At 60.8% G+C, this 24,610-nt stretch carries 22 protein-coding genes; 10 read left to right on the forward strand and 12 right to left on the reverse strand.

Annotation, left to right across the window (positions count from 1 at the left end):
- Positions 1–129 precede the first annotated feature (129 nt).
- Positions 130–669 carry a hypothetical protein gene (locus RHP74_RS18150; protein ID WP_010455213.1) on the reverse strand — a complete coding sequence of 180 codons (540 nt, stop codon included), beginning with the start codon at positions 667–669 and terminating at the stop codon, positions 130–132.
- Positions 670–973: 304 nt separating this feature from the next.
- A complete protein-coding gene (locus tag RHP74_RS18155; RefSeq protein WP_311095991.1) occupies positions 974–1,915 on the reverse strand; it encodes a hypothetical protein in 942 nt (313 codons plus the stop codon).
- Between the two features lie 277 nt (positions 1,916–2,192).
- On the opposite strand from RHP74_RS18155, the gene RHP74_RS18160 reads away from it, so the two are divergent.
- Both RHP74_RS18160 and RHP74_RS18165 read left to right on the forward strand, forming a co-directional pair.
- Positions 2,193–2,876, forward strand: a complete 684-nt coding sequence (locus RHP74_RS18160) for a response regulator transcription factor (protein WP_311095992.1) — start codon at positions 2,193–2,195, stop codon at positions 2,874–2,876.
- Positions 2,854–4,248, forward strand: a complete 1,395-nt coding sequence (locus RHP74_RS18165) for a HAMP domain-containing sensor histidine kinase (protein WP_010455219.1) — start codon at positions 2,854–2,856, stop codon at positions 4,246–4,248. The genes RHP74_RS18160 and RHP74_RS18165 overlap by 23 nt, the downstream gene beginning before the upstream one ends.
- 136 nt (positions 4,249–4,384) lie before the next feature.
- Here the strand turns inward: RHP74_RS18165 and RHP74_RS18170 are convergent, their stop codons facing one another.
- From RHP74_RS18170 to RHP74_RS18180, 3 genes are read right to left on the reverse strand one after another with little or no spacing between them, the layout of a single operon-like run.
- Positions 4,385–4,795: an SRPBCC family protein gene (locus RHP74_RS18170; RefSeq protein WP_311095993.1), complete on the reverse strand. Its 411-nt coding sequence runs from the start codon at positions 4,793–4,795 to the stop codon at positions 4,385–4,387.
- A 26-nt stretch (positions 4,796–4,821) separates the two neighbouring features.
- The gene (locus tag RHP74_RS18175; protein ID WP_145311032.1) at positions 4,822–5,619 is read right to left on the reverse strand and encodes an SDR family NAD(P)-dependent oxidoreductase; all 798 of its coding nucleotides are present in this window, start codon (positions 5,617–5,619) and stop codon (positions 4,822–4,824) included.
- Between the two features lie 11 nt (positions 5,620–5,630).
- Positions 5,631–6,638: an aldo/keto reductase gene (locus RHP74_RS18180; protein ID WP_077749321.1), complete on the reverse strand. Its 1,008-nt coding sequence runs from the start codon at positions 6,636–6,638 to the stop codon at positions 5,631–5,633.
- A gap of 118 nt (positions 6,639–6,756) precedes the next feature.
- On the opposite strand from RHP74_RS18180, the gene RHP74_RS18185 reads away from it, so the two are divergent.
- From RHP74_RS18185 to RHP74_RS18195, 3 genes are all read left to right on the forward strand, one after another.
- Positions 6,757–7,653: a LysR substrate-binding domain-containing protein gene (locus RHP74_RS18185; protein ID WP_077749322.1), complete on the forward strand. Its 897-nt coding sequence runs from the start codon at positions 6,757–6,759 to the stop codon at positions 7,651–7,653.
- A gap of 722 nt (positions 7,654–8,375) precedes the next feature.
- A complete protein-coding gene (locus RHP74_RS18190; protein WP_083376491.1) occupies positions 8,376–8,735 on the forward strand; it encodes a DUF6124 family protein in 360 nt (119 codons plus the stop codon).
- A gap of 417 nt (positions 8,736–9,152) precedes the next feature.
- Positions 9,153–10,073, forward strand: coding sequence for a LysR substrate-binding domain-containing protein (locus RHP74_RS18195; RefSeq protein WP_010455251.1), 921 nt, complete (start codon positions 9,153–9,155; stop codon positions 10,071–10,073).
- Here the strand turns inward: RHP74_RS18195 and RHP74_RS18200 are convergent.
- The 4 genes from RHP74_RS18200 to RHP74_RS18215 all read right to left on the reverse strand — a co-directional run bounded on the left by RHP74_RS18200 (position 9,994) and on the right by RHP74_RS18215 (position 14,194).
- Entirely contained in the window at positions 9,994–10,587 is a 594-nt protein-coding gene (locus RHP74_RS18200) for a DinB family protein (RefSeq protein WP_200666387.1), read from the reverse strand. The two genes, RHP74_RS18195 and RHP74_RS18200, sit on opposite strands and share 80 nt — an antisense overlap.
- A gap of 102 nt (positions 10,588–10,689) precedes the next feature.
- Complete coding sequence (locus RHP74_RS18205) at positions 10,690–11,805, reverse strand: NAD(P)/FAD-dependent oxidoreductase (RefSeq protein WP_311095994.1); 1,116 nt, start codon at positions 11,803–11,805, stop codon at positions 10,690–10,692.
- A gap of 16 nt (positions 11,806–11,821) precedes the next feature.
- The gene (locus RHP74_RS18210; RefSeq protein WP_102595068.1) at positions 11,822–13,135 is read right to left on the reverse strand and encodes an MFS transporter; all 1,314 of its coding nucleotides are present in this window, start codon (positions 13,133–13,135) and stop codon (positions 11,822–11,824) included.
- A gap of 270 nt (positions 13,136–13,405) precedes the next feature.
- Positions 13,406–14,194, reverse strand: a complete 789-nt coding sequence (locus tag RHP74_RS18215) for an SDR family oxidoreductase (protein ID WP_077749434.1) — start codon at positions 14,192–14,194, stop codon at positions 13,406–13,408.
- Positions 14,195–14,348: 154 nt separating this feature from the next.
- Here RHP74_RS18215 and RHP74_RS18220 point away from each other — a divergent pair, with 154 nt between their 5' ends.
- From RHP74_RS18220 to RHP74_RS18230, 3 genes are all read left to right on the forward strand, one after another.
- On the forward strand, positions 14,349–15,515 hold the full coding sequence (locus RHP74_RS18220; protein ID WP_311095995.1) for an iron-containing alcohol dehydrogenase: 1,167 nt from the start codon (positions 14,349–14,351) through the stop codon (positions 15,513–15,515).
- 13 nt (positions 15,516–15,528) lie between these two features.
- Positions 15,529–15,843 (forward strand): NIPSNAP family protein, encoded by a 315-nt coding sequence (locus tag RHP74_RS18225; protein ID WP_077749436.1) that lies wholly within the window; start codon positions 15,529–15,531, stop codon positions 15,841–15,843.
- A 142-nt stretch (positions 15,844–15,985) separates the two neighbouring features.
- Positions 15,986–16,969: a cyclase family protein gene (locus tag RHP74_RS18230; RefSeq protein WP_154913504.1), complete on the forward strand. Its 984-nt coding sequence runs from the start codon at positions 15,986–15,988 to the stop codon at positions 16,967–16,969.
- Here the strand turns inward: RHP74_RS18230 and RHP74_RS18235 are convergent.
- From RHP74_RS18235 to RHP74_RS18245, 3 genes are all read right to left on the reverse strand, one after another.
- On the reverse strand, positions 16,962–17,891 hold the full coding sequence (locus tag RHP74_RS18235) for a LysR family transcriptional regulator (protein WP_311095996.1): 930 nt from the start codon (positions 17,889–17,891) through the stop codon (positions 16,962–16,964). The genes RHP74_RS18230 and RHP74_RS18235 overlap by 8 nt on opposite strands.
- 72 nt (positions 17,892–17,963) lie before the next feature.
- Positions 17,964–19,547: an aldehyde dehydrogenase (NADP(+)) gene (locus RHP74_RS18240; RefSeq protein WP_311095997.1), complete on the reverse strand. Its 1,584-nt coding sequence runs from the start codon at positions 19,545–19,547 to the stop codon at positions 17,964–17,966.
- A gap of 165 nt (positions 19,548–19,712) precedes the next feature.
- On the reverse strand, positions 19,713–20,651 hold the full coding sequence (locus RHP74_RS18245) for a cyclase family protein (protein ID WP_311095998.1): 939 nt from the start codon (positions 20,649–20,651) through the stop codon (positions 19,713–19,715).
- Positions 20,652–21,234: 583 nt separating this feature from the next.
- Between RHP74_RS18245 and RHP74_RS18250 the strand changes: the two genes are divergently transcribed.
- Both RHP74_RS18250 and mgtA read left to right on the forward strand, forming a co-directional pair.
- Complete coding sequence (locus RHP74_RS18250; RefSeq protein ID WP_077749441.1) at positions 21,235–21,510, forward strand: hypothetical protein; 276 nt, start codon at positions 21,235–21,237, stop codon at positions 21,508–21,510.
- 286 nt (positions 21,511–21,796) lie between these two features.
- On the forward strand, positions 21,797–24,517 hold the full coding sequence (gene mgtA / locus RHP74_RS18255) for a magnesium-translocating P-type ATPase (protein ID WP_311095999.1): 2,721 nt from the start codon (positions 21,797–21,799) through the stop codon (positions 24,515–24,517).
- Positions 24,518–24,610: the final 93 nt, after the last annotated feature.

The raw sequence follows: 24,610 nt of genomic DNA on the forward strand, positions 1-24,610 counted from the left end.
AACAGGGTGCGCGTCAAAGCAATGTAGTCGAAGCCACAGAAGGGGCTTGGATCTTTTACGGTAGGAGATATTGCAGAAGAGAATATTGATCCAGGCCAGTGAAAGACTCCGCCCCCCCCAACCTGCCGATCAGTTAGAGAAAACGTACTGACCCTTGACCTTTTTCGATCCCACGAAGCCCAGGTCCGGGAACAACAGGTTTTTTACCAAGGCGACGAAGAACACCATGCCCAGGGTGATAACGACGCCGACCACGGTCATCACCGGGTCTTCTTCATATCCCTTGAACATCCGCGAAATCTGGCTGACGGTCAGAATCACGTAAATGGTGTAGGCCTGTGCCACGTTTTTGTAGAAGCCCCAGGCAAACGCCAGCGGTACCAACACCGCAAACAGGGTGAAAAACACGACCGCACCAGAACCGATCATCGCGCCCAGGTAAAACCCGGACACCGCACCCAGCAAGGCCTGGACGCAGGTCAGCGCGATCAGAAGGGTGACCTTGCGTGAATGCTTTTCCCGCAATGCCGGATCGGGCCGGGCGCCAATCCAGTAAGCCAGCACCCGATCCTTGACCGCCCCACCGGAGAACGCCTTGAACGTCTCGGTTTTGGAGCGCCCGGCGTCGAGCATCGCCACCAGTTGCCGCTTGATTTCCTTTTTGTCCAACGTACTTCTCCCCTTCTTGAGTCAATGCAAAATAAAGGTGGGAGCGAGCCTGCTCGCGAAAGCGGTGCATCAGGCGACATCCTCATCGACTGAAAGTCCGCTATCGCGAGCAGGCTCGCTCCCACAGTGGGGCATCTTCGCTTTATTGGCCGCCAGAAAGCAAAACGCCGCTTCCACCCGAGGCGGAAGCGGCAGAGGCAAGAGCCTCAGTCGATCAATGCATGAACAGGGCGATCAGGATGATGATCGGGATGGGCACGCCAAGAAAAAACAGAAGTAATGAGCGCATGGTAATTCTCCTGGGTTAGCGAACAGGTGGCACGGAAGTGGTGGTCACGTAGGTGTCGGTTTCCAGATACACCACGGCATCCCGACGACGGCCGCCGAAGGTCGCGGCAAGGCTGGCAAAAAACGCACCGATCAGCAGTGCAATGAACATCCACAGCGAGGTCCAGGCAGCGACTTTGGCGGCAGTGTCAGCCGCTTGTTGCGCAGCGAGCTTGGCGTCGGCCACGGCTTTCTGGGTGCGGGCGTAGACTTCATCGACACGGCGTTCGGCATCGGCCTGGGTCAGGTTGGTGCGCTGGGCGACCAATTGCGCCAGGTAAGTCCGGTCTTCGGCGGACAGCTGACCGTCATTGCTCAGGGAGCGGACGAAGATGCGAGTCACGGTGCTGCGGGCGGCGTCATCGCTGACGGCAGCCGGACGATCATCGCGGAACAGACTGTCAACGAAATAGCCGTACTGGTCACTGTCGGTATTACCCACCGCGGTGCCCGCCGCCTGAGTCGCAACACTGGCAGCGCCACCGACCACACTCGCCCCGGCTTGCACGCCACCGCTGACAATGCTGCTGACCGAACCGACGACCAGTGTCGCGGTGACCAGCGTGGCCACGCACCAGGCCAGGAAGCCATGGGCTGTGTCACGGAAATAGACCTCATCGCCGTGCATGTTGGCCCACTTCACCCGCAAGCGACCGGCAATATAGCCACCGAGTCCGGATGCGACGATTTGCGTAGCAGCCAGCCAGATGATCGTCGAGATCCCCAGGCCCTTGGCACTCACGCCTTCATTGGCCCAGGGTGAAACAGCCGAGAATCCCAGGCCAAATCCCAGCAGCACCAGAATCAGCGACAACGCCGCCGCTGCAGCGGCACCGGCAAAGATCGCGCCCCAGGACACACCCGATAGCGTGCTTGATTCTTCGTAGGCGGGATAGAAACCATCAGAGGATCTATTCATTGTTTTATCGCTCCAGGCAGAAAGATGGTGTTACAACTCTTCGAAGAAGGAAGTGCAGTCACCGTGCCAGTCGCCAACTTTAAATAAATCGTTTTATTTCAATTACTTATAAATTTTGAACTTCCAATCCCGTTGCATTTTGCAAGGATGGCTGAATAGCGGCGGGTTTTATGCATTGATCAAAAGCGAGCTCGCATGAAGTTTTATTTAGAAAGCCGGCGGTCATTTCTTGGCAAAATGCCGCTCTATGTTGAGCACCTCTAATCAGGCAGGCCCCATGACCCGCATCTTGACCATCGAAGACGACGCCGTGACCGCCCGGGAAATCGTCGCCGAACTCAGTAGCCACGGCCTCGACGTCGATTGGGTCAACAACGGCCGCGAAGGCCTGGAGCGTGCGGTCAGCGGCAACTACGACCTGATCACCCTCGACCGCATGTTGCCGGAGCTCGATGGCCTGGCCATTGTCACCACGCTGCGGACCATGGGCGTGGCCACGCCGATCCTGATGATCAGCGCCCTCTCCGACGTCGATGAACGAGTGCGCGGCTTGCGCGCCGGCGGGGACGATTACCTGACCAAGCCGTTTGCCACCGATGAAATGGCCGCCCGGGTTGAAGTCCTGTTGCGTCGCCAGAACACGGTCACGGCCCAGGCAACCACGCTGCGGGTGGCCGATCTTGAGCTGAACCTGATCAGCCACGAAGCCAGCCGCGACGCTCAACTGCTGACGCTGTTGCCCACCGAGTACAAGTTGCTGGAATTCCTGATGCGCAACACCGGGCAGATTCTGTCGCGGATGATGATTTTCGAAGAAGTCTGGGGGTATCACTTCGACCCCGGCACCAACCTCATCGATGTGCACATCGGCCGGCTGCGCAAGAAGATCGACCCGCCTGGCAAAGTCCCATTGATTCGGACCGTGCGAGGCTCGGGTTATGTCATTGCTGAACCCCTCTAACGGCTGGCGCTCATCCAGCAGCCGCTTGCTCGCGCTCTACAGTTCACTGTTCGTGATCTGGAGCGGGATTCTGATGGGGGTCATGTACTACGAGGTGTCCGCGTACCTGGACAATCTGGCCAAACACTCGCTGATGCAGCGCCAGCACCTGTTTTCGCACTTTCAAGGCGAACAATTGGCCGACGCCCTCGCCGTCAGCATGACCTTCGACATTCGCGGCATCGACGCCTATGGCCTATTCGATTCGCAGCACCGTTACCTCAGCGGTGCGCTGCGGCACATGCCCGAAGGCTTGCCGCTGGATGGCAAGATCCACATGCTCGGCGACTGCGCCGAGTCTGACGACCCCAGCCTGCCCACCGACAGTTGCGACGCGGTCGCGACCCAGACCAAGGACGGTCGCTGGCTGGTGCTGGTTCGCGATAACGGTTCGTTGTTTGCCGTGACCCGGATCATTCTGCACGCGTTGCTCTGGGGCGTGACGCTGACCATTTTGCCCGGCATCGCCGGTTGGCACCTGTTGAGGCGGCGTCCGCTGCGGCGGATTCGTGCAATCCAGGCCAGCGCCGAGGCCATCGTCGCCGGCGACCTGACCCGGCGTTTGCCACTGTCCAATCGCCGCGATGAGCTGGACATGCTCGCGGCCATCGTCAACGCCATGCTCGAACGCATCGAACGCTTGATGAACGAGGTCAAGGGCGTGTGCGACAACATCGCCCATGACCTGCGCACACCGCTGACACGCTTGCGGGCGCAGCTGTATCGAATCCAGCAGCAGGCGGATGACGGCTCGACGCTGGCCGTGCAGCTGGACTCGGTGCTCGGTGAAGCCGATACCTTGATGGCGCGGTTTCGTGGACTGCTGCGGATTTCCGAACTGGAGGACCGCCAGCGGCGTTCCGGTTTTGTACAGCTGGATCCGGTGCCGTTGTTGCAGGAGCTGCATGATTTTTACCTGCCGCTGGCGGAAGAAGGCGAGCTGCTGTTCAAGCTGCAATTGCCTGCGTCACTGCCAATGTTGAACGGCGATCGGGCGCTGTTGTTTGAAGCCGTGGCGAACCTGCTGAGCAACTCGATCAAATTTACCCCGCCCGGTGGCGAGGTGATTTTGCGCGGGGTCAATGACGCTGGGCACACGCGAATCGAAGTGCTCGACTCAGGGCCGGGTATCCCGGAAAGCGAACGCGAAGCGGTGTTCCAGCGCTTTTACCGTGCCGAGAGTGGGAATCAGAAAAGCGGGTTCGGGTTGGGGCTGTCGATCGTCGCGGCGATTGTCAGCCTGCATGGGTTTGCGCTTGAAGTGGGCACCAGTGAACTGGGCGGTGCGCGGTTGGTGCTCGATTGCGGCCACGATCTGCTTCCCCAGACCTGACCCGGTCTCCCTGAACGAACACATCCCCCTGTAGGAGTGAGCCTGCTCGCGATAGCGGTCTATCAGTCAATCTCTATGTTGAAGCTGAAGACGTCATCGCGAGCAGGCTCACTCCTACAGGGGATTTGTGGTGTTATCAGGTTGGGTAGTTCGCCCGCAGGGCTTCAAGACCGCCCTGATAGATCCCGGCAAACAACGCCTCAACCTCTGTTTCACTGACACCGACGGGCGTAAAGCGACCCGACCATGTCACCCGAGCCCCCTGCCCCTGAGCCTCGACCTTGATCGTCGCCAGGTACTCGGTCGCCGGAAACGGTGCATGCAAAATCGAGTAGCTGTAAGTCTTCCCGGCGTTATCAAACGTCTCCAACCGCTCAACCACCTCCGCCCCATCCGCCGTTTGCAGGCTGCGCACTCGCCCGCCTTCACTCAGTTCGCTTTTCGGGATAAACGGCAGCCAGTCCGGCAGCGTGTCGAAACCGCCAATCAATTGCCACACCTCATCGGCCGAAGCCGGAATGTCGATAAATGCTGATGCCTTTGCCATGTAATCTTCTCTCTCAATCAATAAATTCAGATGGCCATGCTGTCGACGACACCGCCGTCGACCCGCAATGCCGCGCCCGTCGTGGCCGAGGATAGCGGCGAGGCGATGTAGGCCACCAGGTTCGCGACTTCTTCGACATTCGCCACACGCTGGATGATCGAGGTCGGCCGGGCCTTGCGCACAAACGCATCGGCTTCTTCCCGGACACTACGCCCCGATTCGGCGGTGGCCTCCTTGAGCATCTGCTCCAGGCCATCGGTCAATGTCGGGCCGGGCAGGATCGCATTGACTGTCACGCCAGTGCCCGCGAGCCGTTTGGCGAGGCCGTGGGACACCGCGAGGTTGGCGCTTTTGGTCACGCCATAATTGAGCATGTCGGCGGGGATGGCGATCCCGGATTCCGAGGACAGGAAAATCACCCGCCCCCAGCCCTGCTTGACCATGTCCGGCACGTAATGCCGGGACAGGCGCACGCCGGAGATCACGTTAACCTCATAAAAGCGCGTCCACTCGCTGTCCGGCGTGTCGAAAAAATCCACCTCGTTGAAGATCCCGAGGTTGTTCACCAGGATGTCCGCGCGCGGTTCGGCGGCGAACAGCTTTTCGGCACCGTCGGCGGTGCCGAGGTCAGCGGTCAGGCCACGCAATTGCGCGCCCGGCACGCTCTGGCGAATGCTCGCCAGCGCCTGCTCGACCTTGGCCGTCTCGCGGCCGATCACCACCACCGTGGCGCCGGATTCGGCCAGCGCCTTGCTGATGCCCAGGCCAATGCCGGCGGTGCTGCCGCTGACAATGGCGAGTTTTCCAGTCAGATCGATTTTCATGCTCAAACTCCTCAGAGGGGCAATGGCGCGCGTTCGCTCACCAGTTTCGCGTCACGCATCGCCTGCCAGAATGCAGCGGGGATCACGGCCGACAGTGCCGCAACATCTTCGGCAATCCGGTCCGGACGGCTGGAGCCCGGAATCACCGCAGCCACGGCCGGGTTAGCCAGCGAGAACTGCAACGCAGCAGCCTTGATGTCGACACCGTGGGCCGCCGCGATGCGTTTGATCTGCTCGACTTTGTCGACGATCGCCGGGCTGGCTTTCTGGTATTCGAAATGGGTTCCACCGGCCAGAATGCCCGAGCTGTAGGGGCCGCCGACCACGATTTCGACGTTCTGCGCCAAGGCCGCGTCCATCAGACGTTGCAAGGCCCGGTCGTGGTCGAGAAGAGTGTAGCGACCCGCCAGCAGAAAACCGTCCGGTTGGGCTTCGGTCAGATCAAGGGTCAGCTCGCAAGGTTCGACTTTGTTCACGCCCAGGCCCCAACCCTTGATCACGCCTTCTTCACGCAAACGGGTCAGCACTTTGAACGCGCCGGTGCGGGCCTGGTTGAAGTATTCCAGCCACTGGTCGCCGTAAAAATCCTGGGCGATGTCATGCACCCAGACGATGTCCAGGCGATCGGTTTGCAGGCGCTTGAGGCTGTCTTCGATGGAGCGCATCGTGGCGTCGGCGCTGTAGTCGTTGACGATTTTGTTCGGGCGGCCGTGTTCGAACACCCCGCTCTTTTCGCCCAGGTCACGGGCCGATGCATCTTCGACTTCATCGAGGATGACCCGGCCGACTTTGCTGCTCAGCACGTAGTCGTCGCGGTTGTATTGGGCCAGTGCAGCACCCAGGCGAATCTCCGACAGGCCCGAACCGTAAAACGGCGCGGTGTCGAAGTAGCGAACGCCGGCATCCCAGGCCGCGTGAACGGTGGCCCGCGCCTCGTCTTCAGGAATGGCGCGGAACATGTTGCCCAACGGGGCCGTGCCGAAACCCAGCGCGCCGGGCAGTTTGTCTTTCAAGCTCATGGTTCAAATCCTCGTCAGTTTCAGAGGTCAGCTGAGTGACCGTTGGGCAGATCCTAGATTGCGATGATCGGACCGTCCAAGACATAATGCGCAGCACTTGAGTCCCTATAGGTCTTACATGATCGACATCCGCCAATTGCGCTACTTCGTCGCCGTCGCCGAAGAAGAACACGTCGGTCGCGCCGCCGAACGCTTGCACATCTCCCAATCACCCTTGAGCCGGCAGATTGCCCAGCTTGAAGAACGCCTGGGCCTGACCCTGTTCGAGCGCAGCCAGCAGCGCATCCGCCTGACCCGCGACGGCCAGACCTTCCTCGCCGAAACCCGCGCCCTCCTGACCCATGCCAGCCGCCTCGAATCCCTGGGCAAACGCCTCGGTCGCGGCGAAGAAGGCGGCCTGTGCATCGGCTACATCGAAAACGCCATGCACGCTGGCGTGCTGCCCAATGCCCTGCGGGTGCTGCGCGTCGACCGGCCGAACGTGCACGTTGCGTTGTACAACCTGAGTTCCGCCGAACAACTCGAAGGCCTGCGCCAGCGTAGTCTGGATATCGCCCTGGTCAGTGAACCGCCCGTCGCCGACGACCCGGACCTGCTGGGGTTTCAGGTGCTGGACGACCCGATGCTACTGGCCCTGCCCGAACACCATCCCCTCGCCCACCAGGCCACACTGACCCCGGCCGACCTGGCCAGTCAGGAATGGATCGGCGTGCAACACCGACAGAACTGTGCCAGCCGCGAAGACTTCGTCAGCGCCTGCATCCGCGCCGGTTTCACCCCGGACATCCGCATGGAGGCCACCGAGCCCTTCACTGCGCTGGGGCTGGTGGCGTCGGGGCTGGGCATTGCGATGATTCAGAAAGGCTTGAGCCGCAATGCGCCGCCGGGTGTGGTGCTGCGGGAAGTGCCGTGGATTTCGTTTACCACGCCCTTGTGGGCGGCGTGGCACCGGATCAATTTGCGGCCGCTGGTGGAGACGTTCAGGAAGGTGCTGACCGAATCGGGCCCGCATTGATCGTTCCCGCGTCGAGGCGTCCGCGTGGGAATGCAGCCCGGGACGCTCTGCGTCCCTTTCAAACGCGGGAACGCGGAGCGTCCCTGGAGGTATTCCCACACAGAGCATGGGAACGATCAAAAATATGTGTCGGGGCGGCTGGCCTCATCGCGAGCAGGCTCGCTCCCACAGGGGTATGCGTTCCAGATGTGGGAGCGAGCCTGCTCGCGATGAGGCCGGCCCAAATACCGCAGAACCAACAGATGAGATTTGCTCAATCGGCCCTGCGGTTTTTTGCTTTGACCCACAGATGGAGTGCCGGTGACCTCTCAATCTGTGCAACCCACAAAGCTGGGTGGATGAATTGATGCTGTCGCGCGCGTCTGTTTAAGCCTGAAACGGCGTCTGTTTAAAAACTCTCGCAGATACGTGCTGAAAGCTACAAATCCTTGCGCCGTTGCCTACGGCTGCGCCAGAATCCGCCGGCTTGTGCGCCTTGGGGCCGCTCGGTAACTTGATTCCCGTCACTGCTCATCAGTGATCGGGTTTAGTCGCCCGCGCTAACTCAGTTGTGCGTGCATCTGTCATGCAGGTCTTTCATTCCTGTATCTGATGGTGGCTGTACGCAGGGCGCTTTCGGGCGCGCCGGATTGCTGAGTTTCCCGGTCGACTAACCTGCGTGCAGCTGCCTCCCCTTACGTTTAGTCGCAAGAGGGGTGGCACCCAATTTGGAAACTCAGCATATGTTCAAAGTAACGCCCAACCCACCGGACACCGATCCGGTCTCCCCCTACGAACCCGATTCAAAAAAACTCAACGAAGCCGCCGAGCGCGCCCTCGACTTCCACTTCCCATCGAACGCCGACATCAAAGCCACCCCACGCACACGCAGCACTCTGTTCTCCGTAGACCCCGAGGCCACGGCCGAAACCCTGGCGGTTTATCTGGTGGAAATACTCGCCTCAGTCGACGTGATGGTCCACCAGTTGGTGGATCACCTGGAGGGAGAGACGCGCTACGCCCTGCTGGGGATTTCCAACAGCATCATGATGGCGGAGATCACGGCGAACCGGGTGTTGGATAAGATCGATCTGCCCATATAAGTGCCGCTCTGCGGTGAGTGAATAACCGACGTTGAATTGTGCAGCGGTCCCATTTTTCCGGGGCCGCTTCGCGGCACAGCGTATAGATAAATAGATGCGTCCCCTTTTCTCGTGGAACTCACAAAACCCTGTGGCGAGGGAGCTTGCTCCCGCTGGGTCGCGCAGCGGCCCCAAAACCTGCAACTGCGGTGATTCAGGTAAACCGCGGGTATAGGATTTACGACTGCTGCGCAGCCGAACGGGACGGTGCGACGTTTCGCTACCCCCCCTCGCCACAGGTAAATCCCTTCACAGCACGTGGCCCTTTCATTTCATGTGGTTTTTGCATCACAGGTAACCCCCTCATCACCGGTGCTCTCTCGCCGCAGGGTTTGATGCTTTACTGAAAAGACCCTGAACCCCAGCGAGAACGCCGCAATGAACCGCAACGACCTGCGCCGCGTGGACATGAACCTGCTGGTGATTTTCGAAACGTTGATGTTCGAGAAGAACCTGACCCGGGCTGGGGAGAAACTGTTCCTCGGTCAGCCCGCTGTCAGTGCTTCGCTGGCCAAGTTGCGCGATCTGTTCGACGACCCGCTGCTGGTGCGCAACGGTCGGGTGTTGGAGCCGACCCAACGGGCGTTGGCGATTCTCAAGGAGTTGCAGCCGGCGATGGACACCATTTCCGGCGCGGTCAGCCGGGCCAAGGATTTCGACCCGTCCACCAGCCGCGATGTGTTCCGCATCGGCTTGTCCGACGACGCCGAGTTCGGTCTGTTTCCGCCGCTGCTCAAGCAAATACGCGAAGAGGCGCAGAACGTCGTGGTGGTGGTGCGAAGGGTGAATTACTTGCTGATGTCACCGATGCTCGCCTCCGGGGAGATTTCCGTCGGGATCAGTTACACCACGGAACTGCCGGCTAATGCCAAGCGCAAGAAATTGCGCGACCTGAGCGTGAAGATTCTGCGTGGCGACAACCGTCCCGGCCCCCTGACCCTGGATGAGTATTGCGAACGCCCTCATGCGCTGGTGTCTTTTTCCGGAGACTTGACCGGCGCTATCGACAACGATCTGGCGCGCATCGGCCGCTCGCGGCGGGTGGTGCTGGCGGTGCCGCAATTCGCCGGGTTGCGTGCCCTGCTGGCCGGCACCGACCTGCTGGCCACGGTGCCGGATTACGCGGCGTGTGCGCTGATCGAAGGCAGCAACCAGCTGCGGGCCGACGACCCGCCGTTTGACATCGTGCTGTCCGAACTGTCCATGGTCTGGAACGGGGTCAACGATAACGACCCGGCAGAACGTTGGTTGCGTTCGCGAATTGCGCAACACATGTCGGCTGAGTTGCCGGTGCTTTGAGCGCGTTGAAAGCCGGATCGGTCTCGCGCAGGAAGATCGGCAGGTCGGTCATCGGTGGCATCGCCGGGATGTCGAAATACATCTGGATCACCCAGCCGCGGTGGTAACTGGCGTGATTGACCACGTGCAGCAGCATCGCGCCGGCGCTCATGGTGCCGCTCTCGCCGGAGACGAACGTGAACTCGACCGGCTTATCCAGCGACCTCTCGGTCTGCCTTGCGCTCCAGTTGCAATACCAGTGATCGATGTCCTTTTGCGCCATGCGCAAATCAGCCAGGTCGGGATGGAGCAGATCGTGTGAGGTTTTGAAGCCGTGCCCTCGGCCTTCGAGGTGAGCCTGCCAGATGCAGTCCACGACATAGATGTGATTCAGGGTGCCGATCATGTTCTTGAACACCGACACCCGCTCTTTGTTGACCTCCCCCGGCGGCAGCGCGGCCAGGCTGTCAAAGAGGCGCTGATCGGCCCATTGCTTGTAATCGGCAAGCATGCGGGCAGTGCGTATGTTGATCATCAGAGTTCTCCCATTACGATGGGCACACTGGCAAGCATAGACCGCTCGGCGGCTGGCAGCGCAGACGCTGATAACCGGCACCTCACCGCAACGCGACAGCTGCTACAGGGAATGCGGTGTCAGGCGTTGTACCACCCGATCAGCCAGCGCCAGGCAGCTGGTGAGGCCCGGTGATTCGATGCCGAACAGATTCACCAACCCCGGCACACCATGCTCGACCGGGCCGCTGATGAGGAAGTCGGCGGCCGGTTCGGTCGGGCCGGAAATCTTCGGGCGGATGCCGCTGTAGGCGGGTTGCAGGCTGTTATCGGGTAACGTCGGCCAGTAGCGGCGGATGGCCTGATAGAACCCGTCGACCCGGCGCGGATCGACGCGGTAATCGACATGGTCGACCCATTCGACGTCCGGCCCGAAACGCGCCTGCCCGCCAAGGTCGAGGGTCATGTGCACGCCCAGGCCGGCGCTCTCCGGTGCCGGATACACCAGATGCCGGAACGGCGCCCGGCCACTGAAACTGAAATAACTGCCCTTGCACAGGCGTGCCTCGGGAACGTATTGCGTCGGCAAGCCTTCGATCCGGCTCGCCACCTCCGGCGCGGACAAACCGGCGCAATTGATCAACTCGCGACAGGTCAAGGTCATCGGCTGTGCGCCGCCCATGTGCAATTCGAAACCTTGTTCGGTGCAACGGGCGGACACCAACGGCGTGTGCAAGGCAATCGAGGTGCCCGAGGCTTCGGCGTCTGCCTGAAGTGCCAGCATCAGCGCATGGGAATCGACGATCCCGGTGGACGGCGACCAGAGCGCGGCGACGCAGGACAGCGCCGGTTCAAGCGACCGCGCCTGCCCGGCGTCCAGCCATTGCAAATCATCGACGCCATTGCGCCGGCCCTGCTCCAGCAACCTCTGCAAGGCCGCGCACTGGCTGTCATCGGTGGCCACGATCAACTTGCCCAGGCGTTGGTAATCGACACCGCGCTCATCGCAAAAGGGGTACAGGCGATGCTTGCCCTCCACGCACAATTGCGCTTTCAGGCTGCCGCTCGGGTAATAGATGCCGGCGTGGATCACTTCTGAATTGCGCGAACTGATGCCCACACCAATCCCCTCGCCGGCTTCGATCAGGATCACTTCCCGCCCGCTACGGGCCAGTGCCCTGGTCACCGCCAGGCCAACCACGCCGGCGCCGACCACCACGCATTCGATATCGACGCTCACCTGCCCTCCGCTCATGTCAAGCCAGCCCTCGTTCCCGATAATCGATCAGGCTGGAGAATATCGCCAGCAGCATGGCCATGACCACGAAGAAGATCAGCACCAGGAAATACGAGCCGGTGAACTGCACGATCAATCCGATCAGGATCGGCACGATAACCCCGGCCATGTTGCCGCAGAAGTTCATGGTGCCGGCCAGCACACCGGTTTTCGAGGTGCCGCCGAGGATCGACGGAATGCACCAGTACATGCCGCACCAGCGAATGAAAAACATCGCCACGCAGAGCAGACCGATGGCCTTGCCGGCTTCATTGGTATAGGCCACCGCCAGCATGCACAGGGCCGCGACCAGCGCCGAACCACTGAACATGCTGCGCATCACCAGGTTGGGCGAGGCGCCGCTGGTTTTCCATTTATCCCCCAGATAACCGCCCACCAGCTCGCCGACGAAACCGCACATGAAAATCAGGAAGGTCGCACCGCCCATGCTCGAAATGTTCAGGCCGTGGGTCTGGTGCAGGTAGCTCGGCATCCAGGTCAGCAAACCGTAGAACACGCTGAGAATGCAGCAGTAACCGGCGAACATCGCGAGCACCGAACGGTCCTTGAGCAGCTCTTTGAGGGGGATGCTGGTCACCGTGCCGGGTTGGCTGACTTTGCGATTGCCTTCGGTGATGTGCGCCAGTTCCGCCGCGTTGACACCGGGGTGTTCGCTGGGATGGTTGCGGATGTATTTCCACGCCAGTACACCGGCAAGCATGGTGCCGATACCGGCGATCACGAAGGCGATGCGCCAGGAATCGAACCAGCCGATCAACCCGGCAATGATGATCGCGCCGAAAGCACTGCCCAGCGGTGCGCCGCCATCGACCAGCACCGCGCCGCGTCCGCGTTCGTTGGGAGTCAGCCAGGCGCCGTTGAGTTTGGCCCCGGCCGGCATGATCGGCGACTCGGCGATGCCCAGCCCCATGCGCGTAATCAACAGCGTGATCCAGTTGTGCGCACCGGCAGCCAAGGCCTGGAAGGCGCCCCAGGCGACAGTCGCGATGACGATGACACGGCGGGTCTGAAAACGGTCCAGCAGCATGCCGCCGGGAATCTGCATCAATGCGTACGACCAGAAAAACGCACTGAGCATCAAACCTTCCAGCGCGGGAGGGATCTGGAACTCACTGGAAATCAGCGGCAAGGCCACCGACAGCGAAGCGCGGTCGATGTAGTTGATGGCGGTCAGCAGCAACATGATGAGGAAGATCCGCCAGCGCACGCTGGTCGGACGCTCGGTGGCAGACGCGGCGGCGAGCCGCAGGGTTTCGGCACTCGGATTGTTCATGAGGGGCGCTCTTGTTGTTGTGGGTGCAAGCGGCCCAATACCCGCCTATTAACGCAAAACCTGTAGGAGCGAGGCTTGCCCGCGAAGGCGGAGTGTCATTACCAATGATGTCCACTGACACTCCGCCTTCGCGGGCAAGCCTCGCTCCTACTGGGTTTACATCTTGGCTGACGGGTGTTGGGCAAGCACCCCAACTCTAATCACGCGTCCTCGGGCTGAATAATGAGGGGATCTGATTAGGGGATCACCAAACGTCATCCCCCGAAAAGATCAGAACGTCCCGGGGTAACTGCCGCCGTCCAGCAGCAGGTTTTGCCCGGTGAGGAAACCGGCATTGGCGCTGCAGATGAACGCGCAGTAGGCGCCGAACTCATCGGGTTGCCCGAAGCGCTGGGCCGGCACGTGCTTGCGCCGCTGTTCGCTGATGCTTTCGACGCTGGTGCCATTGGCCTCGGCGGCGGCGCTCAGGGTCTTGTGCAAACGCTCGGTCTCGAACGGTCCCGGCAGCAGATTGTTGATCGTCACGTTATGCCCGGCCAGCCGCGACTGGCGTGCAAGCCCGGCGATAAAACCGGTCAGGCCACTGCGTGCGCCGTTGGACAGTCCCAACACATCGATTGGCGCCTTCACCGCGCCGGAGGTGATGTTGACGATACGCCCGAAACCGCGCTCGGCCATGCCATCGACGCAGGCCTTGATCAGCTCGATGGGCGTGAGCATGTTGGCATCCAGCGCCTTCAGCCAGTCGTCGCGCTGCCAGTCACGGAAGTCACCCGGAGGCGGTCCGCCGGCGTTGTTGATCAGGATGTCCACCTGCGGACATGCCGCCAACACCTGGTCGCGCACTGCGGGCGTGCTGATGTCCCCGGCCACCGTGCGCACGTCGATGCCCGGCGCCAGGCTGCGCAATTCTGTAGCGGCAGCCTGCAAGGTTTCGTCACCCCGGGCGTTGATCACCAGGTTGACGCCCTCCTTCGCCAAGGCCCGCGCACAGGCCAGACCCAGGCCCTTGCTGGCGGCGCAGACGATGGCCCAGCGACCTGAAATACCCAAATCCATGACGATGCTCCTGACGGTTGGAAAACCTCACGTTACCACCAGGACCCGCCTCGCCGGGGGATGACAAAGGGTGATCGGCGGATCAGACCTTTTCATTATCAGCCGCCTCCCACGCTTATTACTGTCTGCGGACCAATAAGAACCGGAGAAACCCATGAACCCGTTCCAGTTTTATTTCCCCACCACTTTGAAAAGCGGCAACGGCCTGGTGCGTCAGGCCGGTGCATTGCTCAAGCCCCATGTTCGGAAAAAACTGCTGGTGGTCACTGACGCAGGGCTGATGGCGTCGGGCGTGATGGAAGGTTTTTTCGCCTCCCTGGCCGAGAGTGACATCGGCTATGAAGTGTTTTCCGGCGTCGAACCGAACCCCACCACCGACGTGCTGGAACGAGCCGTGGCCTTCCTGAAAAACCACGACTGTGACTCGGTGATCGGCGTCGGTGGCGGCAGCAGCATCGACACCGCCAAGGGCGTGGCGGCCATGGCCACCAACCCCGGCAACATCCTCGACTACGAGGGCTACGACAAACTGCTGCACCCACCCCTGCCGATCTTCGCGATCCCGACCACCTCCGGCACTGGCAGCGAATGCACCGCCTCCACCGTGTTCACCAACACCAAGACCCTGTTCAAAACCGTGATCATCAGCCCGGCGCTGTTTCCGAAACTGGCGATTCTCGACGCCGAGCTGACGCTCAAACTTCCACCGTCGATCACCGCTGCGACGGGCATGGACGCCTTGACCCACGCCATCGAATCCTACGTGTCGAAGCAGGCCAACCCGGTCAGCCAGGCCCTGGCGCTGCAAGCGATCAAGATGATCTGCACGCACCTGCCCAAGGCATTTTTCAGCGGCTCCGACCTGCACGCCCGGGAACAGATGCTGCTTGGGTCGTTCCTCGCGGGCGTGGCCTTCGCCCAATCGAAACTGGGCAACGTGCATGCGATCTCCCATACCTTCGGCGGCGTCTTCAACATTCCCCACGGCATCGCCAACGCCACGCTGCTGCCCTACGTCATCGAATACAACCTGGCGGCCTGCCCGGAGCTGTTTCGCGAGATTGCCATCGCCATGGGCGAAGACATCGACGGCCTGAACCTGGCCCGCGCCGGGCACAAAGTGGTGGACCACGTGGTGGCGCTGAACAAGGCCATCGGCATTCCCGACAACATCAAGGACCTGGGCGTGGACCTGGATTACATGCCGCAAATGGTCAGTGACTCGATGCGCAGCGGCAACGTGCTGGTCAACCCACGCCTGACCACCGCCGCCGACATTGAGCGAATCATCAGCAACGCCTGGCACGGCATTCATTCCTGAAGAGAACACGCCCATGTTTTACGAAATGCGCACCTACACGATTCAAATCGGAAAAATGCAGACCTACCTCAAGCACTTCGAGGAAGCCGGGCTACCGGTGATCTCCCGCTACACCACGCTGGTGGGTTGGTGGTACACCGAAATCGGTGAGCTGAATCAGGTAATCCACATCTGGGCCTACGAGAGCCTCGACGACCGGATCAAGAAACGGGCCGCGCTGTATCAGGACCCTGACTGGCTAGAGGGTTTCGTGCCGAAAGCGTTCCCGATGCTGGAAAAGATGGAATCGAAACTGCTGATCGCCGCCGATTTCTCCCCGATCAAATAAACCCCTGTGGGAGCGAACCTGCTCGCGATAGCGGTATGTCAGACGCATCAAGGTTAACTGGCACTCCCCATCGCGAGCAGGCTCGCTCCCACACGGGGATTTGTACTGGCCTGCCGAATCGGCTCAAACCAAGGACAACCTCATGTGCGACCACAATCCCAACAATACCGCCGCCGACCGATCTCCCGACATCAAGGCCTTGCTCGAAGGCCTGCCCACTAACTGGGGCAAATGGGGGCCGGACGATGAAGTCGGGGCCCTGAATTACCTGCAAAGCGCCGAGATCCTCCGGGGCATCGCCTCGGTGCGCCAAGGCAAGACCTTCACCCTGCAAGTGCAGATCGGCCATCCCAAGGGCGAGCCGTTGTGGCCCGGCCGACGCCCGTCGATGCGTGTCAACGTGCTGGACAAGGGCCACTTCCTGGCGGGAAAGACCCACTTTGACGGTCACGTGGAATACGCCGACGATGTGATCTTCATGCACCTGCAAGGCTCGACCCAATACGATGCGCTCGGCCACGTCTGGCACGACAACAAACTGTGGAACGGCTACGACGCCATGAGCACCATCGGCAGCATGGACAAGGCCAGCATCCTGCCGATTGCCGAACGCGGAATTGTCGGCCGCGCGGTGCTGATCGACATGGCGCGCCATCGCGGCAAAGCGGTGCTGGACAAGGGGGAGACCTTCAACCACCTGGACCTGCTGGCCGCAGCAAAAGCCCAGGGCATCGAGATCGAGAAACGCGACATCCTGATCATCCGCACGGGTTGGATCGGCTCGTTCTATGAGCGCGAACCGGAAGAGTTCTACAAGGACTTCGCCGAGCCGGGCCTGACCTTCAGCCGCGAACTGGTGGAGTGGTTCCACCAGATGGAAATCCCCAACCTGGTCACCGACACCATGGCCAATGAAGTGGCGGTCGACCCCACCTCGGGCGTGCTGATCCCGCTGCACAATGCCTTGATGCGCAACCTCGGCGTGACCTTCACCGAAGTGGCGCTGCTCGACGACCTGGCCACAGATTGCGCCGAAGACGGCCAGTGGCAGTTCCTCTACACCGCCGCGCCGTTGAAGATTGTCGGCGGGACCGGTGCGCCAGTGAATCCGATTGTGATCAAGTAGTCAGGTCCTGCTTCAGCTCGTTGATCAGCAGGGTCGCTGCCGGAGACAGGTCGGCGCCGACCCGGCTGATCACACCATAAGGCTCGATCAGCGCGCGCATGGACACCGGCAATTTCACCAGCAAATCGTGTTGCTCGCAGAATTGCGCGACTTCCACCGGGATCACCGCCAGCAAGGTCGGGTCCTGCTGCACCAACAGAATGGTGGCGAAGGTCGATGAGGTTTCCAGCGGATAACGCGGAATCTCCAGCCCCGCCTCATTTAACTCACGCTCCAGGGCCTGGCGCATCGGCATGTCCTTGGGGTAGACCACCCAGCGGTAATCGCTCAGTTGCGACAACTGCAACGACTCGGTACGGGCCAACGGATGGTCTTTGCTGGCGACCACCGCCAAGGGCTCTTCGCTGAGTTCGATGCAGTCATAAGCGTCCGAGCGCTGGCCGACGCTGGTGCGACAGATCGCCAGGTCCAGCCGCCCTTGATCCAGCAAACCGAGCAAGGTGGCGCTGGTGTTTTCCACCAGTTCCACGGACAACTCCGGCTGCTTGAGCCTTAATTCGCTCAGGGCCCGGGTCAGCAACGGCACCGCGCCCATGATCACGCCTACCGACAACCGCCCGCCCTGGCCCTGCATGATGCTGAGCATTTCCTCGCGCAAATGTTCGACGTCGCTGTAGATCAGCCGTGCATACCGAATCATGCAACGGCCCATTTCGTTAGCGACCAGGCCCTTGGGCTGACGTTCGAACAGCGGCATCCCAAGCAACGACTCGACTTCGTGCAAGGCCTTGGTGGCGCCGGACTGGGAAATCGAAATGTGCTCGGCAGCCTTGTGCAACGAGCCACGATCGTCCAGCGCGATCAGCAACCGCAGTTGTTTGAGTCGAAGCCGCGAAGCGATGCTGCCAAGTGAAGGAACCATATCGGTGTGTGCTCGATTCAATGGACAAATCCGTCAGGCCCACGCCGCCATTTGCCGACGTGGGCAAAGTGGTTAGCTCAGGGGCGCCCTGCTCCACTGGCCATCGACCAGTCGATTGAGGCTCAGCGGGTTAGCGTTTTGCAGCGCCTGGGGCAGGTACTCATCAGGATAGTTCTGGTAGCAGACCGGCCGCAGGAAGCGATCAATGGCCAAGGTGCCGACTGAGGTGCCGCGGGCATCCGAAGTGGCTGGATAGGGGCCGCCATGCACCATCGCATCACTGACTTCGACGCCGGTCGGGTAGCCGTTGAGCAGCAAGCGTCCGACCTTGTCTTCGAGTAACGGCAACAGGTCGCCGAAGCGATCCAGGTCCGCCGGGTCGGCAATCAGCGTGGCGGTCAGTTGACCGTGCAAACTGCCGAGCACGGCGCGCAGTTGGTGCCGGTCTGCGACCTCCACCACCACCGTGGCCGGGCCGAAGATCTCTTCCTGCAACAACGGATCGCCGTCGAGCAACAACTGTACGTCGGCCTTGAACAACTGCGGTTGTGCCTTGGATTTGCCCTGCGGCTGACCGGCGAGGTGATCGACCCGTTCGTGGGCCACGATGTGTTGAAGACCTGCGCGATAGCTGTTCAGGGCGCCGGCGTTGAGCATGGTCTGGGCCGGTTGGCTGCCCATGTTTTGCGCGAATACGTCCAGGAACTCGCTGAACTGCGGCGAGTGCAGGCCGATGATCAGTCCGGGGCTGGTGCAGAACTGGCCGCAGCCGAGGTTGATCGACGCGGTCAGTTCCTCGGCGACTTGGCTGCCACGGGTGTTCAGCGCCTCAGGCAGCAGGATCACCGGGTTGATGCTCGACATCTCGGCGAACACCGGGATCGGTTGCGGGCGCGCGGCGGCCAGGTCGGACAAGGCTCGACCGCCCTTCAATGAACCGGTGAAACCGACGGCCTTGATGCCATCGGCCTTGACCAACCCCTGGCCGACACCCGCGCCGTAAATCATGCTGAACACGCCCGAAGGCATGCCGGTGCGCTGTGCCGCGCGCACGATGGCGCTGGCCACGCGATCCGCGGTCGCCATGTGCCCGCTGTGGGCCTTGAACACCACCGGGCAACCGGCGGCCAGCGCAGAAGCGGTATCGCCACCGGCGGTGGAAAACGCCAGTGGGAAATTGCTCGCTCCGAACACGGCGACCGGGCCGACGCCGATGCGGTACTGACGGATGTCCTGGCGCGGCAACGGTGTGCGTTCGGGCTGAGCCTGATCGATCCGCGCACCGAGAAAATCACCCCGGAGCAACACCTGCGCAAACAAGCGTAACTGGCCCGTGGTGCGATTGCGCTCACCGCGAATCCGCCCTTCGGGCAAGGCGGTTTCCTGGCACACCAAGGCGATAAAATCGTCACCCAGCGCATCGATTTCATCAGCTATTGCGCCAAGAAACTCCGCGCGTCGTAACGGCAACAGCTGACGAAACGGTGCAAAAGCTCGCGTGGCGGCCGTCACTGCCAGCTCGACTTCCTGATCATTGGCCTGATGAAAAACATAGGGCAGTGCTTGCCCGGTGCTGGCGTCGAAACTCTGCAACGTTTCGCCGCCCAGAGCGCTGCGCTGCCCGTCGATAAACTGCTGGCCCAAAATAGCGGACATCAAAAACTCCCTCGCCGGCGTTCGGCAGGCGATCATTCGAATTGAAGGGGTACGCCTATGGCGCACGCTTCACTCTATTGGCCGGGCTGATGGGCAACAAATGACAACAACGGGCCAGGGGATGAGTATTCGTCATCCCCCTTCCGTCATCGGTGGCACCAGGTGTCAGTGAATCGCGACCGGATTGATATTGACCTGGGTCGAGCCCTTGTACAGCGGCTGTCCGAGGACGAACATGAACTCCCAGGCCTTGTCCTTCACCAGCGCGCGGCTGTCGATCAATTCAAGGTTGTAGATGCCGTTCTTGGCCAGCATGAACTGGTTGACCGGGAACTGCTGGCCGTCTTTCGCCGGGTAGATCTCCGAGGCCCAGGTGTCGCCGCCGAACGCGACGATCTGCTTGTCCGCCAACCATTTGGCCGCCGCCATGCCGATGCCCGGCTCCACGGCGAGGAATTTCTCGTTGTCCTTGCCCAGCAGTTCCAGCCAACCGGTGTTGAACAGCACCACATCGCCCTTCTGGATGCTGATGCCTTGCAGGTCCAGTGCCTTCTGGATGTCGGCAACGCTGAACTCGGTTTTCTCCGGCACGATGGCGCTGCCGTACACGGCGGTCATGTCCAGCACCACGCCACGGGTGACGATGGGCGGGACTTTTTCGATGCCGAGTTTTTTCACGCCTTCGACGGTGACGAAGTCCGCCGCACGGTTGCCGTTGTAGTAGACATTGTCGATGCCGATATGGCCGATGCCGTTGAGTTGGGTGCCGACACCGGTCCAGCCGACCACCAGTTCATCGTTAAAGGTGAACTTGTTAGGCCCCATGGTGGTGCCACCCGCCTCGCCCGGCTGGATGTTGGTCAGGTGAAAACTGCGGTGACGGAAGGCTGGCAGAGTCTTGTCGATGGGCACGGCCAGCGGATAGGTTTTGCCGCTCTTGATCAATTTGGAGGCGTTGATCACCGACTCGGCGTTTAACAGATTCAGCGCGCCGATTTCATCGTTGGCGCCGTATTTCGAGGGGTACCATTTTTCGGCATCCGCCGCGTGAGCTGCATGGAGGGTGAACAACAGGGCAAACGGCAGTACCAATCGGGTCAGCATGAGCGGGTCCTTGTGAGGTTGCAGTGGACCCAAGGTACGCAGCCCGTCCTTGCCGAAACAGACAGGGATGGGCAATACAATTGTTCTGGATTATCACGAGTGACATCAGTGGGGGTGAGCCTGCTCGCGACAGCGGCGGGTCAGCCAGCATCGACGTCGGCTGACAGACCGCTGTCGCGAGCAGGTCCACTCCTACAGGGAATGTTGTAAGCCGGAGGGCCATTAGGGGGCTGGCAGCCATTTCGTATGCAACTAACTGTCAATTAGCTGAACCAGTTCTAACTTCAATATCAAGTCTCGATGTTTTCCCCATTCATCTTGGTATTTGGCGGGTATTGGCGGTTGACTTCACCCACCTCCCTGAGTAAATTGCCCGGGCCTTCGACGAAGGCCTTTTTTCAACTCACAAAAGAATCCAATGGACACAGTATCTAGTCGCTGTCGGGTCACTGCGAATTCGCGGAGCCTGGCACATAACCCAGTAAATGACGGGACTCGATTTTTCGGTCGGGTGAGCTGCGCTAGAGCTTGATGCTCCACCGTAACTTGCCTCACCGGCGTCCGTCCGGTCCAGAGGCATGTTATGAACTTCAAAACCACCGTAATGCCGGGCGTGCGCGCCTTTGCTTCGACCATGCGGGTCAAGCTGTGCCGTGAACGCCTGTTGACGACTTGGGTCAGCGCCCCGTTTTCCAGCCCTTCCGCCCCTGCCAAGGCACACCCTCGTGCCAACTGGCGCGTCTGCCCGATGACGGGTCGGCTTCAGCAACGCTGGAGCTTCGACGACAGCCAGGAACCACCGAGTCGGCGCATCGCGCGGATGCTCGGCCTTACCCTCGAGCCCCGCGCATTCAGTTGACCTGAAGACACTTTAAAGTTCTTCCCCCAGCGTTTTCCTTGATAGGGAATTCGGCAACTTCTTATTGCCTGTTAAAACACAAAGTTATCGGAGTTAGTTATGGACGAAGCCAGTAGACGGTTCGCTGCGCATCAACTTTCCATTGATACGCAGCGAACGTTAAAACACAAAAAAACAACACTTTCGAAATTGATCGCCTGTTTGCGACTCGACATACATTCGCTCGCCTATGAATAGTTGAGCGAGCCGTGTGTCGTGCCGCAAGACGGCGGCAGGAGCACACACAATGACGACTGTAAAAACGCCCAATACTCGCGCCAAAGGCGCCAGCAGCGATAACGCCAAACTGTCGATGCGCGCCGCCCGGGAAGCGCAAAACGGCCTGGCCGTGACCCTCGCCAATCTCAACGCCACCCCTGACGGTTTGACTGAACTCGAAGCCGAAGGCCGGCTGGCCCGCGCAGGCTATAACGAGGTCGCCCACGACAAGCCGCCTCACGCCATCGTCCAACTGCTCAAGGCCCTGAACAATCCCTTCATCTATGTCCTGCTGACCCTGGCAGGCATCAGTTTCTTCACCGATTACTGGCTGCCGATCAGCCAGGGCGAAGGCGACGAAGCGGACCTGACCAAAGTCATCATTATCATGACCATGGTTGCCCTGAGCAGCCTGCTGCGGTTCTGGCAGGAATACCGCTCGGCCAAATCCGCCGAAGCCCTCAAAGCCATGGTGCGCACCACCGCAACCGTGCTGCGACGCGGACAAAACGGCAACACCCCGGTGCTGCGCGAAGTGCCGATGCGCGAACTGGTGGCCGGCGACATCGTTCAGCTCAGCGCCGGGGACATGATCCCGGCGGACATCCGCCTGATCGAATCCCGCGACCTGTTCATCAGCCAGGCGGTGCTGACCGGCGAAGCCTTGCCCGTCGAGAAGTACGACACCCTGGGCGACGTCGCACAGAAGTCGGCGACCCGCAGCGCTGCCGATCAATCCAACCTGCTGGACCTGCCGAACATTTGCTTCATGGGCACCAACGTGGTCAGCGGCACGGCCAAAGCGGTGGTGGTCGCAACCGGCCCGCGTACCTACTTCGGCTCGCTGGCCAAAGCGATTGTCGGTTCGCGGGTGCAAACGGCCTTCGACCGCGGGGTGAACAGCGTCAGTTGGTTGTTGATCCGCTTCATGCTGGTCATGGTGCCGATCGTGTTCCTGCTCAACGGCTTCTCCAAGGGCGACTGGAGTGACGCGTTCCTGTTTGCGCTGGCAGTCGCGGTCGGCCTGACCCCGGAAATGCTGCCGATGATTGTCAGCGCCAACCTGGCCAAAGGCGCGATGGCCATGGCCAAGCGCAAAGTGGTGGTCAAGCGCCTCAATGCGATCCAGAACTTCGGTTCGATGGACGTGCTGTGCACCGACAAGACCGGCACCCTGACCCAGGACAAGATCATCCTTGAGCACCACGTCGACAGCAACGGCCGGCGCGACGACACGCTCCTCGAACTGGCGTGGCTCAACAGCCATCACCAGAGCGGTCTGAAAAACCTGATGGACCAGGCGGTGGTGCAGTTCGCCAATGCCAATCCAAAATTCAGGGTGCCGTTTGCCTACAGCAAGGTCGATGAGTTGCCGTTCGACTTCGTCCGTCGGCGCCTGTCGATCATCGTCAAGGACAGCCGCGACGATCACCTGATGGTGTGCAAAGGCGCGGTCGAGGAAATGCTGAGCATCACCAGCCACATTCACGAAAACGGCACGGTCGTGCCACTCGATGCACAGCGCCGCAAAGACCTGCTGGCGCTGGCCAACGAGTACAACGAGGACGGTTTCCGGGTGCTGCTGGTCGCCACCCGCGAGATCCCGAAAGCGCAGAGCAAAAACCAGTACAACACCGCGGATGAGCGCGAGCTGGTGATTCGCGGCTTCCTGACCTTTCTCGATCCACCGAAGGAAACCGCGGGCCCGGCGATTGCCGCGCTGCGCGACATGGGCGTGACCGTCAAGGTGCTGACCGGCGACAACGCCGTGGTGACTTGCAAGATCTGCCGCGAAGTCGGGCTGGAACCCGGTACGCCGCTGCTCGGGCCAGACATCGAGAACATGGACGACACCACCCTCAAGCTGCGGGTCGAAGAACGCACGGTGTTCGCCAAGCTGACGCCGCTGCAAAAGTCCCGGGTGCTCAAGGCGTTGCAGGCCAACGGTCACACCGTGGGTTTCCTCGGCGACGGCATCAACGACGCCCCTGCCCTGCGCGATGCCGATGTCGGCATTTCGGTGGACAGCGGCACCGACATCGCCAAGGAATCGGCCGACATCATTCTGCTGGAGAAGAGCCTGATGGTGCTGGAGGAAGGCGTGCTCAAGGGCCGCGAGACCTTCGGCAATATCATGAAGTACCTGAACATGACCGCCAGCTCCAACTTCGGCAACGTGTTCTCGGTGCTGGTGGCCAGTGCGTTCATTCCGTTCCTGCCGATGCTGTCGATCCATCTGCTGCTGCAAAACCTCATGTACGACATCTCTCAGTTGTCGCTGCCGTGGGACAAGATGGACAAGGAGTTCCTGCGCAAACCACGCAAGTGGGACGCGAAAAACATTGGCCGTTTCATGCTGTGGATCGGGCCGACCTCATCGGTCTTCGACATCACCACTTTCGCCCTGATGTGGTACGTGTTCGCCGCCAACAGCGTGGAAATGCAGGGCCTGTTCCAGTCCGGCTGGTTCATCGAGGGGCTGCTGTCGCAGACGCTGGTGGTGCATATGTTGCGCACGCAGAAGATTCCGTTCTTCCAGAGCACGGCGGCGTTGCCGGTGATCCTGATGACCGGGTTGGTGATGGCGCTGGGTATCTACATTCCGTTCTCGCCACTGGGTACTTTGGTCGGCCTGCAACCGCTGCCGTGGGCGTACTTCCCTTGGCTGGTGGGCACCCTGCTCAGCTACTGCGTGTTCGCGCAGATCATGAAGACGATCTATATCCGCCGCTTCAAGCAGTGGTTCTGATGGCCTGCCCCCCCGGAGTACGGGGGCAAACCCAAATCACCTGAACACCACACTCCCCTGTAGGAGCGAGTCTGCTTGCGAGGCAGTGGATCA

It is taken from the genome of Pseudomonas sp. SG20052 (assembly GCF_031766055.1).
Lineage (GTDB): Bacteria > Pseudomonadota > Gammaproteobacteria > Pseudomonadales > Pseudomonadaceae > Aquipseudomonas > Aquipseudomonas mandelii.

What these genes read in the sequence shown, in the direction of transcription:
- mgtA (WP_311095999.1), top strand. Translation starts at nt 21,797, where the DNA reads ATGACGACTGTAAAAACGCCCAATACTCGCGCCAAAGGCGCCAGCAGC.
- RHP74_RS18155 (WP_311095991.1), bottom strand. Translation starts at nt 1,915, where the DNA reads ATGAATAGATCCTCTGATGGTTTCTATCCCGCCTACGAAGAATCAAGC.
- RHP74_RS18165 (WP_010455219.1), top strand. Translation starts at nt 2,854, where the DNA reads ATGTCATTGCTGAACCCCTCTAACGGCTGGCGCTCATCCAGCAGCCGC.
- RHP74_RS18220 (WP_311095995.1), top strand. Translation starts at nt 14,349, where the DNA reads ATGAACCCGTTCCAGTTTTATTTCCCCACCACTTTGAAAAGCGGCAAC.
- RHP74_RS18160 (WP_311095992.1), top strand. Translation starts at nt 2,193, where the DNA reads ATGACCCGCATCTTGACCATCGAAGACGACGCCGTGACCGCCCGGGAA.
- RHP74_RS18235 (WP_311095996.1), bottom strand. Translation starts at nt 17,891, where the DNA reads ATGGTTCCTTCACTTGGCAGCATCGCTTCGCGGCTTCGACTCAAACAA.
- RHP74_RS18195 (WP_010455251.1), top strand. Translation starts at nt 9,153, where the DNA reads ATGAACCGCAACGACCTGCGCCGCGTGGACATGAACCTGCTGGTGATT.
- RHP74_RS18230 (WP_154913504.1), top strand. Translation starts at nt 15,986, where the DNA reads ATGTGCGACCACAATCCCAACAATACCGCCGCCGACCGATCTCCCGAC.
- RHP74_RS18190 (WP_083376491.1), top strand. Translation starts at nt 8,376, where the DNA reads ATGTTCAAAGTAACGCCCAACCCACCGGACACCGATCCGGTCTCCCCC.
- RHP74_RS18210 (WP_102595068.1), bottom strand. Translation starts at nt 13,135, where the DNA reads ATGAACAATCCGAGTGCCGAAACCCTGCGGCTCGCCGCCGCGTCTGCC.
- RHP74_RS18240 (WP_311095997.1), bottom strand. Translation starts at nt 19,547, where the DNA reads ATGTCCGCTATTTTGGGCCAGCAGTTTATCGACGGGCAGCGCAGCGCT.
- RHP74_RS18185 (WP_077749322.1), top strand. Translation starts at nt 6,757, where the DNA reads ATGATCGACATCCGCCAATTGCGCTACTTCGTCGCCGTCGCCGAAGAA.
- RHP74_RS18215 (WP_077749434.1), bottom strand. Translation starts at nt 14,194, where the DNA reads ATGGATTTGGGTATTTCAGGTCGCTGGGCCATCGTCTGCGCCGCCAGC.
- RHP74_RS18250 (WP_077749441.1), top strand. Translation starts at nt 21,235, where the DNA reads ATGAACTTCAAAACCACCGTAATGCCGGGCGTGCGCGCCTTTGCTTCG.
- RHP74_RS18170 (WP_311095993.1), bottom strand. Translation starts at nt 4,795, where the DNA reads ATGGCAAAGGCATCAGCATTTATCGACATTCCGGCTTCGGCCGATGAG.
- RHP74_RS18225 (WP_077749436.1), top strand. Translation starts at nt 15,529, where the DNA reads ATGTTTTACGAAATGCGCACCTACACGATTCAAATCGGAAAAATGCAG.
- RHP74_RS18180 (WP_077749321.1), bottom strand. Translation starts at nt 6,638, where the DNA reads ATGAGCTTGAAAGACAAACTGCCCGGCGCGCTGGGTTTCGGCACGGCC.
- RHP74_RS18200 (WP_200666387.1), bottom strand. Translation starts at nt 10,587, where the DNA reads ATGATCAACATACGCACTGCCCGCATGCTTGCCGATTACAAGCAATGG.
- RHP74_RS18245 (WP_311095998.1), bottom strand. Translation starts at nt 20,651, where the DNA reads ATGCTGACCCGATTGGTACTGCCGTTTGCCCTGTTGTTCACCCTCCAT.
- RHP74_RS18175 (WP_145311032.1), bottom strand. Translation starts at nt 5,619, where the DNA reads ATGAAAATCGATCTGACTGGAAAACTCGCCATTGTCAGCGGCAGCACC.